This window comes from Glaciecola siphonariae, assembly GCF_042652645.1.
GTDB classification, from domain to species: domain Bacteria; phylum Pseudomonadota; class Gammaproteobacteria; order Enterobacterales; family Alteromonadaceae; genus Glaciecola; species Glaciecola siphonariae.
In genome coordinates, this window is record NZ_JBHSGU010000002.1 from 1,132,403 (window position 1) to 1,147,765 (window position 15,363).

Annotated in this window: 15 protein-coding genes and 2 tRNA genes; 10 read left to right on the forward strand and 7 right to left on the reverse strand. The window is 45.0% G+C overall.

The features are described from left to right. Window positions 1-9 precede the first annotated feature (9 nt). Entirely contained in the window at window positions 10-864 is an 855-nt protein-coding gene (locus ACFO4O_RS06375) for an amino acid ABC transporter substrate-binding protein (protein ID WP_382406625.1), read from the reverse strand. Window positions 865-876: 12 nt separating this feature from the next. Further along, entirely contained in the window at window positions 877-1,551 is a 675-nt protein-coding gene (gene queE, locus ACFO4O_RS06380; protein WP_382406627.1) for a 7-carboxy-7-deazaguanine synthase QueE, read from the reverse strand. A 152-nt stretch (window positions 1,552-1,703) separates the two neighbouring features. On the opposite strand from queE, the gene queC reads away from it, so the two are divergent. Then, entirely contained in the window at window positions 1,704-2,384 is a 681-nt protein-coding gene (gene queC / locus ACFO4O_RS06385; protein WP_382406629.1) for a 7-cyano-7-deazaguanine synthase QueC, read from the forward strand. A gap of 41 nt (window positions 2,385-2,425) precedes the next feature. On the opposite strand, the gene ACFO4O_RS06390 is transcribed toward queC, so the two are convergent. The 3 genes from ACFO4O_RS06390 to ACFO4O_RS06400 all read right to left on the reverse strand — a co-directional run bounded on the left by ACFO4O_RS06390 (window position 2,426) and on the right by ACFO4O_RS06400 (window position 6,915). Continuing rightward, complete coding sequence (locus tag ACFO4O_RS06390) at window positions 2,426-3,355, reverse strand: LysR family transcriptional regulator (RefSeq protein ID WP_382406631.1); 930 nt, start codon at window positions 3,353-3,355, stop codon at window positions 2,426-2,428. Between the two features lie 139 nt (window positions 3,356-3,494). Further along, the gene (gene uvrB / locus ACFO4O_RS06395) at window positions 3,495-5,513 is read right to left on the reverse strand and encodes an excinuclease ABC subunit UvrB (protein WP_382406633.1); all 2,019 of its coding nucleotides are present in this window, start codon (window positions 5,511-5,513) and stop codon (window positions 3,495-3,497) included. Then, window positions 5,506-6,915, reverse strand: coding sequence for an MATE family efflux transporter (locus ACFO4O_RS06400; protein WP_465253831.1), 1,410 nt, complete (start codon window positions 6,913-6,915; stop codon window positions 5,506-5,508). The genes uvrB and ACFO4O_RS06400 overlap by 8 nt, the downstream gene beginning before the upstream one ends. A gap of 869 nt (window positions 6,916-7,784) precedes the next feature. Here ACFO4O_RS06400 and ACFO4O_RS06405 point away from each other — a divergent pair. From ACFO4O_RS06405 to nth, 9 genes are all read left to right on the forward strand, one after another. After that, a tRNA-Asn gene (locus ACFO4O_RS06405) sits at window positions 7,785-7,861 on the forward strand. Between the two features lie 26 nt (window positions 7,862-7,887). Continuing rightward, window positions 7,888-7,964: transfer RNA gene (locus ACFO4O_RS06410), tRNA-Asn, on the forward strand. A gap of 170 nt (window positions 7,965-8,134) precedes the next feature. Beyond that, complete coding sequence (rsxA, locus tag ACFO4O_RS06415; RefSeq protein ID WP_382406635.1) at window positions 8,135-8,713, forward strand: electron transport complex subunit RsxA; 579 nt, start codon at window positions 8,135-8,137, stop codon at window positions 8,711-8,713. After that, window positions 8,710-9,279: an electron transport complex subunit RsxB gene (gene rsxB / locus ACFO4O_RS06420; protein WP_382406637.1), complete on the forward strand. Its 570-nt coding sequence runs from the start codon at window positions 8,710-8,712 to the stop codon at window positions 9,277-9,279. Before rsxA ends, rsxB begins: the two co-directional genes overlap by 4 nt. A 9-nt stretch (window positions 9,280-9,288) precedes the next feature. Continuing rightward, window positions 9,289-10,905: an electron transport complex subunit RsxC gene (gene rsxC, locus ACFO4O_RS06425; RefSeq protein ID WP_382406639.1), complete on the forward strand. Its 1,617-nt coding sequence runs from the start codon at window positions 9,289-9,291 to the stop codon at window positions 10,903-10,905. Beyond that, the gene (rsxD, locus tag ACFO4O_RS06430) at window positions 10,898-11,986 is read left to right on the forward strand and encodes an electron transport complex subunit RsxD (RefSeq protein WP_382406641.1); all 1,089 of its coding nucleotides are present in this window, start codon (window positions 10,898-10,900) and stop codon (window positions 11,984-11,986) included. The genes rsxC and rsxD overlap by 8 nt, the downstream gene beginning before the upstream one ends. A gap of 1 nt (window position 11,987) precedes the next feature. After that, window positions 11,988-12,644 carry an electron transport complex subunit RsxG gene (rsxG, locus tag ACFO4O_RS06435; protein ID WP_382406643.1) on the forward strand — a complete coding sequence of 219 codons (657 nt, stop codon included), beginning with the start codon at window positions 11,988-11,990 and terminating at the stop codon, window positions 12,642-12,644. Then, window positions 12,637-13,335: an electron transport complex subunit E gene (locus ACFO4O_RS06440; protein WP_382406645.1), complete on the forward strand. Its 699-nt coding sequence runs from the start codon at window positions 12,637-12,639 to the stop codon at window positions 13,333-13,335. Before rsxG ends, ACFO4O_RS06440 begins: the two co-directional genes overlap by 8 nt. Beyond that, window positions 13,332-13,964, forward strand: a complete 633-nt coding sequence (nth, locus tag ACFO4O_RS06445) for an endonuclease III (protein WP_382406647.1) — start codon at window positions 13,332-13,334, stop codon at window positions 13,962-13,964. Before ACFO4O_RS06440 ends, nth begins: the two co-directional genes overlap by 4 nt. 94 nt (window positions 13,965-14,058) lie before the next feature. Here the strand turns inward: nth and ACFO4O_RS06450 are convergent, their stop codons facing one another. Next, window positions 14,059-15,015 carry a hypothetical protein gene (locus tag ACFO4O_RS06450; protein WP_382406649.1) on the reverse strand — a complete coding sequence of 319 codons (957 nt, stop codon included), beginning with the start codon at window positions 15,013-15,015 and terminating at the stop codon, window positions 14,059-14,061. Continuing rightward, the gene (locus ACFO4O_RS06455; RefSeq protein ID WP_382406651.1) at window positions 15,015-15,290 is read right to left on the reverse strand and encodes a PadR family transcriptional regulator; all 276 of its coding nucleotides are present in this window, start codon (window positions 15,288-15,290) and stop codon (window positions 15,015-15,017) included. The genes ACFO4O_RS06450 and ACFO4O_RS06455 overlap by 1 nt, the downstream gene beginning before the upstream one ends. Between the last annotated feature and the right edge of the window lie 73 nt (window positions 15,291-15,363).

Genomic DNA, 15,363 nt, shown 5'->3' on the forward strand with positions numbered 1-15,363 from the left:
TTTTATTTCTTATTGGGGCAAATACCAAAGCTCACGCTTAGATGTTGGCGTAAGGCGCGGCAACAATGGGTTAGCAAGCTCGAAGTATTTTACGTTCTCAAGATTCAAAAGCTCAATAGTTTCGCCAAAGTGCTCATAAAACAGCGCATCAAAACTACCGTCGGCAATGGCGCGCTCCAAACCCGTTTCAATTAATTTGGCGAGCGTCACATTTCGCTTGTTCACAAAAAAATACATCGCAGTTGGGTACTTCAGAGCCAGTCCATTTCGCAGTATCAATTGACTGTTTGGATTGGTTTCTATTTCTCGCTCAATTTCAATCACCGAGCGTGGGAAAAAATCTGCCAAACGGCTTGTGATCATCTGCTCTGCCTCGATGTAATCGCGCGCGGTCACCACGTTGAAACCATTTGCCTGTAGAATTTTAGTATCAGGCCAAGAAATACCCTGTACCGGTTCGTACTTGAGTAAGTCGCTCAGATTGTCAATATTCGCCGTCAAAAATGCGCTGTTTTTCGGCGCTAAAAACATTCGCCACCCAATTAAGCCCTTGGCAATAGGAATACGGATAGGCAACAACTGCTCTTCACGCATGACGTCGGTCATTGACCACAACACGTTGATTTCTAAATTTTCTTCCAGCCGCTTAACAGAGCGCGCTTGCCTCATGCCGCTAGCAGATGGTTTTAATTCGTAGCGCACGCCCGTTTTATCAAGCGCTAAACGCAGTAATTCCAATGGATATTCGTAGCGTAAATCGTTGTCGAGTGTCGACTGAGGATAGGTAATGACCCACACCGCCGCATTCGCAAAGCTCACTGCTAAAGAAATACTCAATAGCAGTATCGTTAATAGTTTTGCCACGACAGCATTCACCTATTCCACTCCAATAAATTTATGTGTTTGTAACGATAGTCGCCAATTTCGTTTGATACAAGTAGCAACTGCAAGCTCGGTCGCTCGCTTTTGCATGCTTATTGGTTGAAGGTAAATCACAGGTTTGCTTGTTAACACTTGCCTTGCTAATAGCTCATCAAGCTCCTCAATATGCTTATCCATAGCAATAGCATGTTTAATTTCATTTGCTCTGACCAGCGCATCATCGCGTACTGCGTAACCGCCTTTCATGTTCATTTTTGGTGATAGCGTGACCCAAGTATCAGCGTGACAGCGCACTTCAAACGTGCCGCTGGTTTCAATTTGCACGCTGTATCCTTCTGCTATTGCTTGTTGCGTAAGCTCTGTTAAATCAAACATGCAAGGCTCACCACCGGTAATAACGAGATGTTTGGCAGCATAGCCATGGCGCTCGAATAACGAAAATAAGGCTTGCGGCGTTGCACTAAAATACTGCTCAGTTTCTTCATTTTGCCGCATAATAATTTCGCTGCTTACAAGCTTGTCGGGTTTAACTTCCCAGGTATGTTTGGTGTCACACCAAGGGCAACCCACAGGACATCCCTGCAGGCGCACAAAGATAGACGGGACCCCTGTAAAAGACCCCTCCCCTTGTATGGATTCGAATACTTCATTTACCAACAGTTCGGTCATGCTCTGCTTATTCCTTGTGCCCTCGAACGATTTTGCTATTGCCTGAGCTTAGATATTTCGCTCTATTTGCTATTTACCTATATTTGACATGGGATTTTGAGCGGCAATGGCTTAAGATCCAAATTATACACATAAACCTTATCAAGGTGAGCATGAGTCAATCGCAAAACACCCACAAAGCTAAAAAAGTCGTGATCATTTATTCCGGCGGCATGGATTCTTACACGGTACTTCGACAAGCCGACCATGAAGGCTATCAGGTATTTCCGGTGGCGTTTAACTATGGACAGCGCCACAGCAAAGAGCTCGATGTTGCAAAGCGCGTATGTGAGCGCTATGGCTATCCTTTCCAATTAGTGGATGTGTCAGCTATTAATCCCTTACTCAAAGGCTCTGCACTTACCGATGACATCGACGTCCCAGAAGGGCATTACGAAGAAGCGTCTATGCAGCAAACCGTGGTGCCCAATCGGAATATGATTATGCTCTCCATGGCGGTTGCATACGCAGTATCTATTGGTGCTGAGGCGGTTTATTTTGGCGCGCATTCGGGCGACCACGCAATTTATCCTGACTGCAGAACTGAATTTGTAGAGGCAATGAATGCGGTATGTCAGATTGCCAACTATGACGCCATTGACATCAGAGCGCCTTTTATTGGCAGCTCCAAAATCGATATTTTGCGCACTGGACTGGCACTAGGATTTGACTATAGCGAAACGTGGACATGCTATAAAGGCCTTGAAAAGGCCTGCGGAAAATGTGGTTCTTGTCAGGAGCGACTTGAGGCCTTTGCATTAAATGAAGCGATAGACCCTATCGCCTATAGCTAGGGCGTATTGAACAACACGCCCTTGATTGAGTGCTTGTTAACTTATTTTTGGCTTTCAGACACAAAATACTCAATTTCTTTGATGCAGTATCTAAGCACAGGATTCAAGCGAGTATTTTTACCGTTCATAACAAACAAATCGTGCGCAAATGGAAACATCGAGCCTTTGGCAATGGGCACAAGCCCCGTTGCCGCTCCTTGCTCTTTGGCGATGTAATCTGGCAACAGGCCAACATACTCGCCAGTCATTACCGCTGCCATGCATACATCAAAGGAGTCAGAAAACGTTTGAATGCTTAGCCGCTTATCATTGCTTATGTAATTTGAAGACGACAAACCTGAAATACCAATCGCTGGATAGTCTTCAATATTCACTGAATCTGGTAAGGCATCTACATCACGGAATTTAGCAAGCGGATGACTAGGTGAACAGTACAGTCGGCCTTTGCACTGGATGCCAACTGGATGAAACATGACCGATTCGGGCTTAACCATGTCGTAGGTTGATAAAACCAAATGACATTCGCCCGACAGCGCTACATGCTCAACCTCGTTGTACAAACGGGTTTGAATATTCACGTGAATATCGTCGAACTTTTTCATCGTACTCTTCACGGCTTTAGCCACGGCTAATTGCATTGAAGTAGCTAGGCCAGCCATCAGTACAATAGTAATGTGGCCTGAATAATCGTCGTGGAGGCTTTTAAGGTTAAATACAAAATTATCGAAGGCATTGAAAATGCGTTTGGTTTCTTGAAACACCACTTCACCTTCTTTTGTCATCTGAAATCCGCCGCGACCGCGATGACACAACACCAAGTCTAATCGTTCTTCTAATTTTTTAATGGCAGCACTGATGTTGGGACGCTGCATACGCAGCACAGGCTCGGCTGCGGTAAAGCCATTGCATGAGGCAACTGCGTAAAATACGCGCAATAACTTAATATCCGACTCTTGCAAACGATTAAGCATGGATGTTCCTTAATAACAAAGTGTAACACTAATATTCGTGCGCGGTTTTTGCACCACGACACGAATAAGTCATCTATATCTATTAAGTTATCGTTTTGTATAACTTAAACTTTACACTTTTCTATTAATTTGGGCAAAATTAAGACAATTTTACGACTTCAGCGCGCAATGTCTCCACCTCATCCCGCAATGAAGCGGCCTTTTCGAATTCTAAATCTCTGGCATGTTCGAACATACGTTTTTCTAATTGCGTGATTTGCGCCATCATATCGGTGACCGACATGGCTTTTTGCGCTTTTTGCTTATCGCCCATTTTCTTCAGCTTAATCTTGCCCGAAGCAGGATGAGCAGAGCTGTCGCCTAAGTCCATTATATCGGTAATTGGCTTATTAAGCTGTTGCGGGACTATGCCGTTTTCAAGGTTGTAAGCACGCTGTTTTTCGCGGCGACGGTCAGTTTCATCTATCGCTTTGCGCATTGATTTGGTGATGGTATCGCCATACAAAATAGCGTGACCGTTGAGGTGGCGAGCCGCCCTACCAATTGTTTGTATAAGCGATTTTTCAGCGCGTAGGAAGCCTTCTTTATCTGCATCTAATATTGCCACTAAAGACACCTCTGGCATATCTAAGCCCTCACGCAGCAGGTTTATACCCACTAGAACGTCAAATTTACCTATACGCAGGTCACGAATTATTTCGATACGCTCAACCGTATCAATATCAGAATGCAGATAGCGCACTCTGACCCCATGTTCGTTAAGATATTCTGTCAAATCCTCAGACATTCGTTTTGTCAGCGTGGTAATGAGAACGCGCTCGTTAACCGCAACTCGTTTATGAATTTCAGAGAGTACATCATCAACCTGTGTTGCTACCGGCCTTACTTCAATTTCAGGGTCAAGCAAGCCTGTCGGACGCACTACTTGCTCTATCACGTCACCGCCAGACTTCTCAAGCTCATAGTTTCCAGGCGTGGCCGAAACATATATCGTTTGCGGGGAGATACGCTCAAACTCGTCGAACTTCAAGGGCCTATTGTCGAGCGCCGATGGCAATCTAAATCCATATTCTACAAGTGTTTCTTTGCGCGAGCGGTCACCTTTGTACATTGCGCCAATCTGAGATACCGTCACATGCGACTCGTCAATAAACAACAATCCGTCTGCGGGGAAGTAATCGAGCAAGGTAGGGGGAGGCTCGCCCGGAGCACGGCCAGAAAGATAACGCGAGTAGTTTTCAATACCCGAGCAATACCCTAACTCTAGCATCATCTCAATATCAAATTGAGTGCGCTGAGATATACGCTGTTCTTCAAGTAATTTGTGGTTGTCTTTAAGCTGCTTTTGCCTTTCTTTTAATTCAGTCTTAATAAATTCGATAGCATCAACAATTTTCTCACGCGGCGTCACGTAATGCGTTTTCGGGAACACAGTAGTACGAATGACGTTTTTATCAACCACACCGGTGAGTGGATCAAATAGGCTAATTTGCTCTATTTCTTCATCAAACAGCTGTACTCTCACCGCTTGTTTTTCGGAGTCGGCAGGAAATATATCGATAACGTCACCGCGCACCCTAAAAGTACCGCGCTCAAAGGCGATATCGTTGCGTTTGTACTGCAGTTCGGCCAAGCGACGTAAAATGTCGCGCTGGTCCATTAAGTCGCCTTTTCGCAAATGCAGGAGCATTTTCATATAGCTTTTAGGATCGCCCAAACCGTAAATCGCCGATACCGAAGCGATGATCACCACGTCTCGACGTTCCATCAATGCCTTTGTTGCCGACAAACGCATCTGCTCGATGTGATCGTTTATCGAGGCGTCTTTTTCAATAAAGGTGTCAGTGCTCGGTACATACGCTTCAGGCTGGTAGTAATCGTAATAGGAAACAAAGTATTCAACCGCATTGTTCGGAAAAAAGTCTTTCATCTCACCGTATAGCTGCGCCGCCAAGGTTTTATTGTGCGCAAGAATTAAGGTGGGTCGCTGCACTTGAGAAATGACGTTTGCCATCGTGAATGTTTTACCGGAGCCGGTTACCCCCAGCAGCGTTTGCGTGGCAAGACCGCTTTCAAGGCCATCGACCAATGACGCAATCGCATTTGGCTGGTCGCCCGCGGGCGAATATTTTGAGACTAAATCAAAGCCTTTACTCATTAGTGGCCTTTTTGTTGATGTTAATAACAGAAGAAGCGTGGTTTTGTTCGTATATCGTCTTTTGTTGGTTCACTTCTTTCATAAACCAATAGTATGAAAGCGCGGCTGTCACGAAGTTCGCGATTACGCAGCCCCAGAACAAACCAAGCAGACCAAACATTGTGCTGCCTACATAGGCAAATGGAACATAGCATACAAATAAGCGAACGATACTCAACACCAATGCCCCCATGGGCTTGTGCATCGCATTTAATGATGAATTCGTTAAAATAATGATGCCCTGCAAACCGTAACCGAGTGGCACAATAAACAAGAAAAGCTGAATATACTCGCTTACTTCTTGTTCTTTGGCAAAAATAGCCGCTACCCATGGCGCAGTTATCGCAAGCACTGCAAACATGAACAGCTGCCAGGCCATCACAAATTTAAGACTTAACTTGTAAGAATCAATTATGCGTTCAAACTTATTTGCGCCAAAGTTTTGCGAAATGAAAGGCGGCAGTGACATGGACAGTGCGAGCACCAAAATACTTGCCATAGACTCTAACCGGCTGCCTACTCCCCATGCGGCAACTGCCTCAGCGCCGTAGCTTGCTACAATAGCGGTTAATATAGCGCCAGCGATAGGCGTGAGCATGTTAGCGCCAGCCGCTGGTAAGCCAATGCTGAGTACGCCGCGTGCCGCTTGCTTGAAATCCTCAAAACCAAGTAGCCTTGACTCGATTAAATTTCGCTGTACCGCGAGCAAATATAAAATCCATACCGCGCAAACAGCCCAAGCGATGCAGGTCGCAATGGCGGCTCCTTGAATGCCAAACGCCGGTATTGGTCCCATTCCAAAAATCAAAATTGGGTCGAGCAGAGCGTTAATGCCTCCGCCAGTTGCCATAATAATACTTGGGGTTTTAGTATCTCCGGCGGCACGTAAAATACTATTTCCGACCATAGGAATGGCTAGAAATACGCCAGATAAAAACCACACCGACATGTAATCGTGAATGTATCCTAGGAGTTGTTGGCTTGCGCCCATCGCGGTGAAAACGGGCTGAATCATCCAATACCCGAAAAGACACAAAACGCTAACGAGCAAAACCGACAGCATGATTGAGCCGCTCGCAATAGCTTTCGCATGACTAGTTTCGCCGCTACCTAAGAATTTGCCAATGACTGCAGATGTGCCTATCCCTAAGCCAATGTTTAAGCTAATTACGGTAAAGGTTACCGGGAAGGTAAAGCTGATAGCGGCGAGCTGATCGGTACCCAATAGACTTACAAAATAAGTATCGACCAAAGAAAATGTCATCAACATAATCATGCCGAATATCATAGGCACGGTCATGTTTTTGAGCGTTGATGGAATGTCGTCTGAAACTAAATTCCGAGCACTAGTTGTTGACTTCACGAGTGATTGTTTACCAAAGTAGTATTTACCTAATTAAGCACAAACAAAGCGATATCGCTTCACTATACATGACTTATACTCATACTGGCGCAGTAAGTGCACTTTAGTAGGTATAAAAGTCTGCATAAATCATCAAGAACTTACTTGCCAGTCGCAAATACCGGCCTTAACCTAGCTGTCACATTTTTGACACATATGGCGTCAATTCGCCGTCTGCCTCATTCATCACATGAATAGTCGCAAATTTAACACACAGGCAGCGAGGTACTACGCCCTTTTGCCTGTTGACAAATAAGGGCAATATCAATAAACCCTTAAGCATCTGATTTTGCTTATAAAATTAAATTTAATCAAAAAAAATTGAATTCATTATTGACAAGCCATCGATTTATACTGACCAAATTTTAAAAATTTAATACACATAGTTATCCACAGAAAACGTGGATAACTGGCTGCGCCTTAATAATGGCGCTAGTTACAAACTTGTTTAGTTTTTTCGATGTAAGTTGTTACTAACCAGTTAATTCCGATAGGACTATTACAGTTTTATGAATAACTGTGTAAAGATACAGTAATCAACTAAAAATTAATATCTTTTTATTCGGTATTTACTGAAATAATGATTATTAAGTTATAAGTAGCAAAAACAATATCTCAGGTTTTTTAAGACAATTAATTAATAAAATTAGCGTGATTTCTCTTGCTTATTTTTTAACTTGTGTGTTCCGAAAATACACTTAAATACAGTATGCTCTGCTGTAAAAACCATCAGTCGAAGTGCTCTACTTCGGATATTATTTAAAAAACCGCAATTGTTTATTGACAGTTTACTGCATGCTCTTTAATATGCGCATCCGTTAAAAGTCAGGTCCCCCTTAGCTCAGTTGGTTAGAGCGACGGACTGTTAATCCGCAGGTCCCCCGTTCGAGTCGGGGAGGGGGAGCCAACTTTTAATGCACTTTTTATGATAATTCCCCCTTAGCTCAGTTGGTTAGAGCGACGGACTGTTAATCCGCAGGTCCCCCGTTCGAGTCGGGGAGGGGGAGCCATCATAAATCGAGTCTCTCTTATCTATTCTATACTCCCCACCGAATCCATCAATTAGCGAATACCCTTACGTTTAACGTGTTGTTTAATCTGTCTGAAAAGGCGATAATTCTAGACTTCGAAAGACGCGCAGATTCAGACGTAAAATAAGCAAAGGTTCAAGTATTCGACAATGATAGAAATATTACTGCTACTGCTAAGTACAGTTTTGGTGAACAACTTTGTGTTAGTGCAGTTTTTAGGACTTTGCCCCTTCATGGGTGTGTCTGGAAAACTGGAAACTGCCATTGGAATGTCGATGGCGACTACGTTTGTGCTGACCATCGCATCTATGAGCAGTTATCTTGTGGAATCTTACATCCTTCAGCCGCTCGGAATAGAATACCTGCGTACCTTAAGCTTTATATTGGTGATAGCGGTAGTGGTGCAGTTTACCGAAATGGTAGTGCGAAAAACAAGTCCTAGCCTCTATCGCCTGCTCGGCATATTTCTCCCCTTAATTACCACTAACTGCGCCGTGTTAGGCGTGGCCCTTTTGAACACCACTAAACAACATAATTTTTTAGAGTCGATAGTATATGGCTTCGGTGCCGCTGTGGGCTTCTCGTTTGTGCTTATTTTGTTTTCAGCTATGCGCGAGCGACTTAGCGCAGCCGATGTCCCAGTGCCTTTCAAAGGTGCCTCTATCGCTATGATTACCGCCGGTCTAATGTCTTTGGCCTTTATGGGCTTTACGGGCCTAATAAAATGACGTTTACCCTCATCGCCATTATTATATTCTCGAGCATTGCTTTGGTGTTTGGTGCTTTGCTCGCTTATGCATCCATTCGCTTTAAGGTAGAGAGTGACCCGCTTGTTGAACAAATCGACAGCGTGTTACCACAAACGCAGTGCGGCCAATGTGGCTACCCGGGCTGCCGTCCTTATGCCGAAGCAATAGCCAATGGCGATGAAATAAACAAATGTCCTCCTGGTGGGGAGGCAACGATAAAAGAATTGGCCGACTTAATGGGCGTCGAAGCAAAACCTTTAGATGCAGACCACGGCACTGAGGATATTAAGAAAGTAGCGTTTATTCGCGAAGATGAGTGTATAGGATGCACAAAATGCATTCAGGCCTGCCCGGTAGACGCCATTATTGGCGCGGCAAAACATATGCACACCGTGATTATTGACGAATGCACGGGCTGCGATTTATGTGTTGCCCCCTGCCCTGTCGATTGTATCGATATGGTACCGCTAAACGACAATGCTGAAAGTTGGCAGTGGGATTTTACACACGTAAGCGTGGGCGAAATCCCAGTTAAGCAGCTATAGGGAGCCAATATGTTTGCCGATTACGACCAAATAATGGAACGCCTTGCTCTGCAGCAGTTGTGGGATTTTCCGGGTGGAGTACACCCTGCTGAAAAAAAATCTTTATCTAATCAAAGTAATATTGCACGCCTTCCTTTACCCGATGTCGTTCACATCCCGCTTAAGCAACACATCGGTGTGCAAGGCGATGTTTTAGTTAAAGTAGGCGACACCGTAAAGAAAGGTCAAGCACTTACCGCTAGCGAAAATGCCTTTGCAGTCCCGGTGCATGCATCGAGTTCTGGAGAAGTCATTGCGATAGATGAACATGTGTCTGCACACCCCTCTGGCATGAGTGAATTAACGGTTACCATAAAGTTAGATGGGCTAGACACGCAGGCTGAATTTACCCCTCTTACTGACTATAACAAGCGCAGCAAAAGCGAAATCATAGAAGCAATTTGTCGAGCGGGCATCAGCGGCATGGGCGGCGCGGGTTTTCCAACGCATCTTAAGTCGAACAATGTGCAACCCATTGAGTTTTTGATTATAAATGGCATTGAATGCGAGCCCTACATAAGCTCAGACGACCGTTTAATGCGAGAACATGCTTGGCAAATTAGACAAGGCATCGATATTTTGTGCTATTTGCTTAACCCCAAACAGGTCATTGTGGCGGTGGAAGATAATAAACCAGAGGCGCTTGAAACACTTTCCATCGCATGCCAGCAGCAAGACACTTATCATGTTGTTAGCGTGCCTACCAAATATCCCGCTGGTGGCGAAAAGCAGCTCATACAAGTATTAACCTCCCGTGAGGTCCCAGCGACCGGACTGCCAGTAGACGTGGGATGTTTAATGTATAACGTGGGGACGTGCTATGCCATTGCAGATGCTGTTATGGAGGGCAAGCCATTAATAGAGCGCGTTGTCACTCTGACAGGCGAGGCACTGAGCGCTCCAAAAAATGTATGGGCACGCCTTGGCACACCGATTAAACATCTTTTAAAGCACGCCGGATACGAGAGCGAGAAACAAAGCTATCCTCGTATTATTATGGGCGGCCCAATGATGGGCTTTACCTTGAGTTCAGTGCAAGTACCGGTGGTAAAAACTACGAATTGTATTTTAGTGCCTGCAAAAGGAGAGCTTCCCTTAGTAGAGGATGAGCGCGCCTGCATTCGCTGCTCCGCATGCGCTGATGCGTGTCCTGCATCGTTGCTGCCGCAGCAGATGTTTTGGCACAGCAAAGCGAAAGAATATGACAAAGCACAAGAGTATAATTTATTTGACTGCATAGAGTGCGGTGCATGCGCATACGTGTGCCCTAGCGAGATACCCCTCGTTCATTATTACCGCAAAGCAAAAGCCGATATTCGTCAACAGCGTGTTGAGAAAGAGCGGGCCGAAAAAGCGCGTATTCGTTTTGAAGCTAGACAAGAAAGGTTGCTTAAAGAAAAACAAGCGCGTGAAGAAAAACATCGCTTAGCAGCACAGGCGCGGCAAAAAGCCATGAAGACCGACGGTGGTGCGGCCAAAGATAAAATTGCTGCGGCACTGGCCAGAGCAAAGGCAAAAAAGGCTGCATTAGCCAAACAATCCGATTCTGCGCAAACACTTAATGATTCAAAGGCAAACGATGAGTAAACTACAAGTAGGCAGCTCACCGCATCATCATAATATGCGCGATACCGGACAAGTTATGCGTATTGTGATGTATGCATGCATACCGGGTATTGCCCTACAATGCTGGTTTTTTGGTGTGGGAGTACTCGTTCAAATTGGGCTTGGCGTACTCACCGCCGTCATCACCGAAGCGCTTATTTGCGAGCTGCGACGCAAACACACAGAGCGTATCATAAAAGACTCAAGCGCCGCGCTGGCGGGTTTACTGCTTGGCATTTGTATTCCACCGCTTGCTCCTTGGTGGATAGTGGTTATTGGTAGTTTTTTCGCCATCGCCATAGTAAAACAAGCTTATGGCGGTCTTGGCTTTAATATGTTCAACCCTGCCATGGCCGCATACGTCATGCTGCTAATTTCGTTTCCTGTGCAAATGACCGCATGGCTCCCGCCAATGGAATTAAGCGAGCAGAGCTTTACCGCGCTGGATGCTATTTTTACCGTGTTTACCGGTTTTACCGTAGATGGCTACAGCATTGAGCAGTTGCGTATAGGATACGACGGCATGAGCATGGCTACACCACTTGATCATGTCAAAACCTCTCTTACAGAGGGCTACACCGTACAAGAGGCCTTGCAGCATCAGATGTTCTCGGGGAGTTGGGGCCTAGCATGGGCGCCTGTGTCCATAGCCTATTTAATTGGCGGGCTTGCACTGATTAAGCTTAAGGTGATTAATTGGCATATCCCTGTGAGTATGATTATGGGTGCCATGAGCGTCGCACTTATTTTGAATTTAGCGGATAGTTCTCAGTTCGCATCTCCTTTGTTTCACTTGTTAAATGGCTCATTGATCATTGGCGCATTCTTTATTGCGACCGATCCGGTGTCAGCGGCCACCACCAATCGCGGCCGCTTAATATTTGGCGGGGCTATTGGCGCGTGGATCATTATTATTCGTACTTGGGGCAACTACCCTGATGCAGTGGCCTTTGCAGTACTGCTTCTGAATATGGCAGTACCGCTCATAGACTACTATACGCGTCCTCGAACATACGGCCATAGGCTTAAGAACAATGAGCCGCGTATAAAGGAGCAGCGCTAACATGATGAAATATATCAGTAAAAATGGCGCGATTTTGGCAGGATTCGCATTTGTCAGCACTGCGCTTATTGCCCTCACTTTTTATGCAACAAAAGACAAAATAGCCCTCGCAAAAGAACAACAACTCATGAGCGTGTTAAATGAGCTTGTTCCAGAAAGCCAACACGACAACCTATTACATACCGACTGTATTGTTGTAGCCCCAGACCCATTACTTGGAGACCAAAAGCAACGCATTTTCAGGGCCACAAACGATGGCAAGCCAATTGCCGCTATTATTGAGACCACTAGTCCAAACGGCTACAGCGGCGATATTGATTTGGTAGTAGCAGTAAGTCCTGAGCAAGTCGTTCTGGGCACCCGCATAATTGATCACAAAGAAACACCCGGTCTCGGCGATAAAATTGATATTCGTGTAAGTGATTGGATTAAGTCTTTTAACAATGTGCCCTACTCAGAAGCTAACGAACAGCGATGGCAGGTGAAAAAAGACGGCGGACAGTTTGACCAATTTACCGGCGCTACCATCACGCCGCGTGCGGTTGTAAACGCCGTTAAAGATGCGGCAATTTATCTTGGCCAACACCAAACGCAAATTTTTGAACGCGAGGCTAACTGCTCATCAGGTGATATGCGAATGGAGATAGCCGATGAGTGAATATAAAAATTTAAGTATTCAAGGTTTATGGAAAAACAACCCTGCCCTTGTGCAACTATTGGGCTTGTGCCCTTTACTTGCCGTTACCGGCACGGTTGTAAACGGACTTGGGCTGGGTTTGGCCACAACCCTTGTGCTGCTTGGGTCGAACATAACTGTGTCGCTGGTTCGTAATTTTGTTCCGAATGAAATTCGAATTCCAATTTTTGTGATGGTGATTGCGGCCTTTGTGACGGTAGTTGAGCTTATTATGCATGCCTACACTTTTGAGCTTTATCAGGCCTTAGGCATATTCATTCCGCTGATTGTTACTAACTGTGCCATTATTGGACGAGCCGAAGCCTACGCGTCGAAAAATCCAGTGCAGTTTGCCGCCTTTGATGGATTAGCCATGGGGATTGGCTTTACCCTCATATTAGTCGTGCTAGGCGCCATGCGTGAACTACTCGGTTTAGGTACGCTGTTCAGCGGCGCTGAGCTGTTATTAGGCGACTGGGCCAGTACACTAAAAATTCAAGTATTCACCACAGATGCAAACTTTTTGCTGGCCATTTTACCTCCAGGCGCATTTTTAGGCATGGGCTTGCTAATTGCGGCAAAGAATATAATCGATAATGTCATGGCGAAAAGAGCGGCTCAAACCAGCAAAAAGGTGGTTCAGCGTGCCCGCGTTACCGGAACAGATTTATGAACAAACAAAAACGCTTTGAGATACTGTCTCGTTTGCGAGCTAATAACCCGCACCCTACTACCGAGCTTAATTACTCAAGTCCGTTTGAATTGCTTATTGCTGTTATTTTATCTGCACAAGCAACCGATGTGGGCGTAAACAAAGCCACCGATAAGCTTTTTCCAGTTGCCAATACACCAGAGGCAATTTACGCCTTAGGGCTAGACGGCTTGAAGGAATACATTAAAACCATTGGTTTATTTAATTCTAAAGCGAAAAACGTGCTGGAAACATGCCGCATCTTGATTGAGAAACATCAGTCGGTGGTCCCTGAAAACAGAGAGGCGCTAGAAGCCTTGCCTGGTGTAGGTCGTAAAACCGCAAACGTAGTGCTCAATACCGCATTTGGCTGGCCCACGATTGCGGTAGATACCCATATTTATCGAGTGAGCAACCGCACCAAATTAGCGATGGGTAAAACGGTTGAAAAAGTAGAAGAAAAACTGCTTAAAGTCGTGCCAAAAGAATTTAAAGTCGACGTGCATCACTGGCTGATACTGCATGGACGATATACTTGCGTGGCCCGAAAGCCACGCTGCGGTTCTTGTATTATTGAAGACTTATGCGAGTTTAAAGACAAGACTGAGTGACCGTTGTGTTGTTAGCGGTCGTTTTAGCTGTGTCCGAGCGGTCCGTATGAATCACAATACCCGCTATGCTATTTTTAATCTCGTTCAATCTCGTTCAATCTCGTTCAATCTCGTTCAATCTCGACAATTTAGTTAACTGAATAATCACAAGTACAACTAAAATGGCTGCGACTGACAATAAAAAATGGGTCTGCGACGATTCAACAAACGATAAAATCATTGAAGGTATAGTTGCAGAAGCTTCCTCTTTTACAAAGATTATCGGGGTTGTGGCTGCCATAAACAATGCGGCTAGCGCAAATACCGCATGATCAACGATATAGGCTATATAGCTACGTCTCTGCCAGTAGGTCTGGGTTAATCGATAAAGCGCTTGTATCAGCGACTGCACGCAAAGCACCGTCAAAATAATTCGCCAATGCTCAGCCGATGGCGCTAGAGAAAGCACTTGCTGCTGATACACATCGTTGCTCATCCATAAGTGCGTCCACAAAATAAGTAATAAAAAACTGTTGGTGATGATGTCGGTGATGGTGTCTGAATTACTTACCTTAAAACTAGGATCAGATGGGAGTTTATCCAATGTCCATGTTTTATAAAGCCTACCTGAAATTGAGCCTGATTTGCCCAAATAGTAAAAAGTAAGCGTTAAAATCAAAAAAAGCAGACTGACTTTATCAATAAATATCATCAAAGATTGCAGCAACAGCCTGATTGGATTGATTGAATCGTCTTGTAGCATCGCAAATACGGTTAGCACTACCGCATATGTAAACAAAAACGCCGCGCCGTGAAATAAGACCTTTTTATATAGCGCCATATCTATACCTGCGATTAATGCAGGGCGTTCGTAAAAGCGATTTGCGGTGAGTTCTGGGTGACCATATTTTTTTAATACAGCTTGCACATTGTCATCACTGCCCCCGTTTTGGGCGTTCATGGCGTCAATGTCATCTAAAATATTAGCTTTAAGTTCTCGCCCTATTTCGTCTTGCTTATCAGCAGGTAAGGCTTGCTGTACCGCCGATATGTATCGGTTTACTAAATCCATTATGTGTTCTCCAATAATACAGAAATACTATTATTCAATTGTTGCCAGTCTTTAGTGAGTTGCTCGAGCACCTCATGGCCATTTTCATTTAGTAGGTAATAGCGGCGCTCTCTCGTGCCGATATTTTTCCATTCGCTATCAAGCAGACCTTGCTGTGCCAATCGCCTGATAAGTGGGTATAAGGTTCCTTCATCAATGTCTATCCCCGCCTCGCCTAAGTGCTTTCTTAATGAGTATCCATATTGTGGCTCTCGGCTCGCGGCAAGCACACTCATAACTAGGGCGCCCCTGCGTAATTCTAGCCTTAACTTATTTATGCGTTCATTGCTCATTTTTCACTCTGCCATT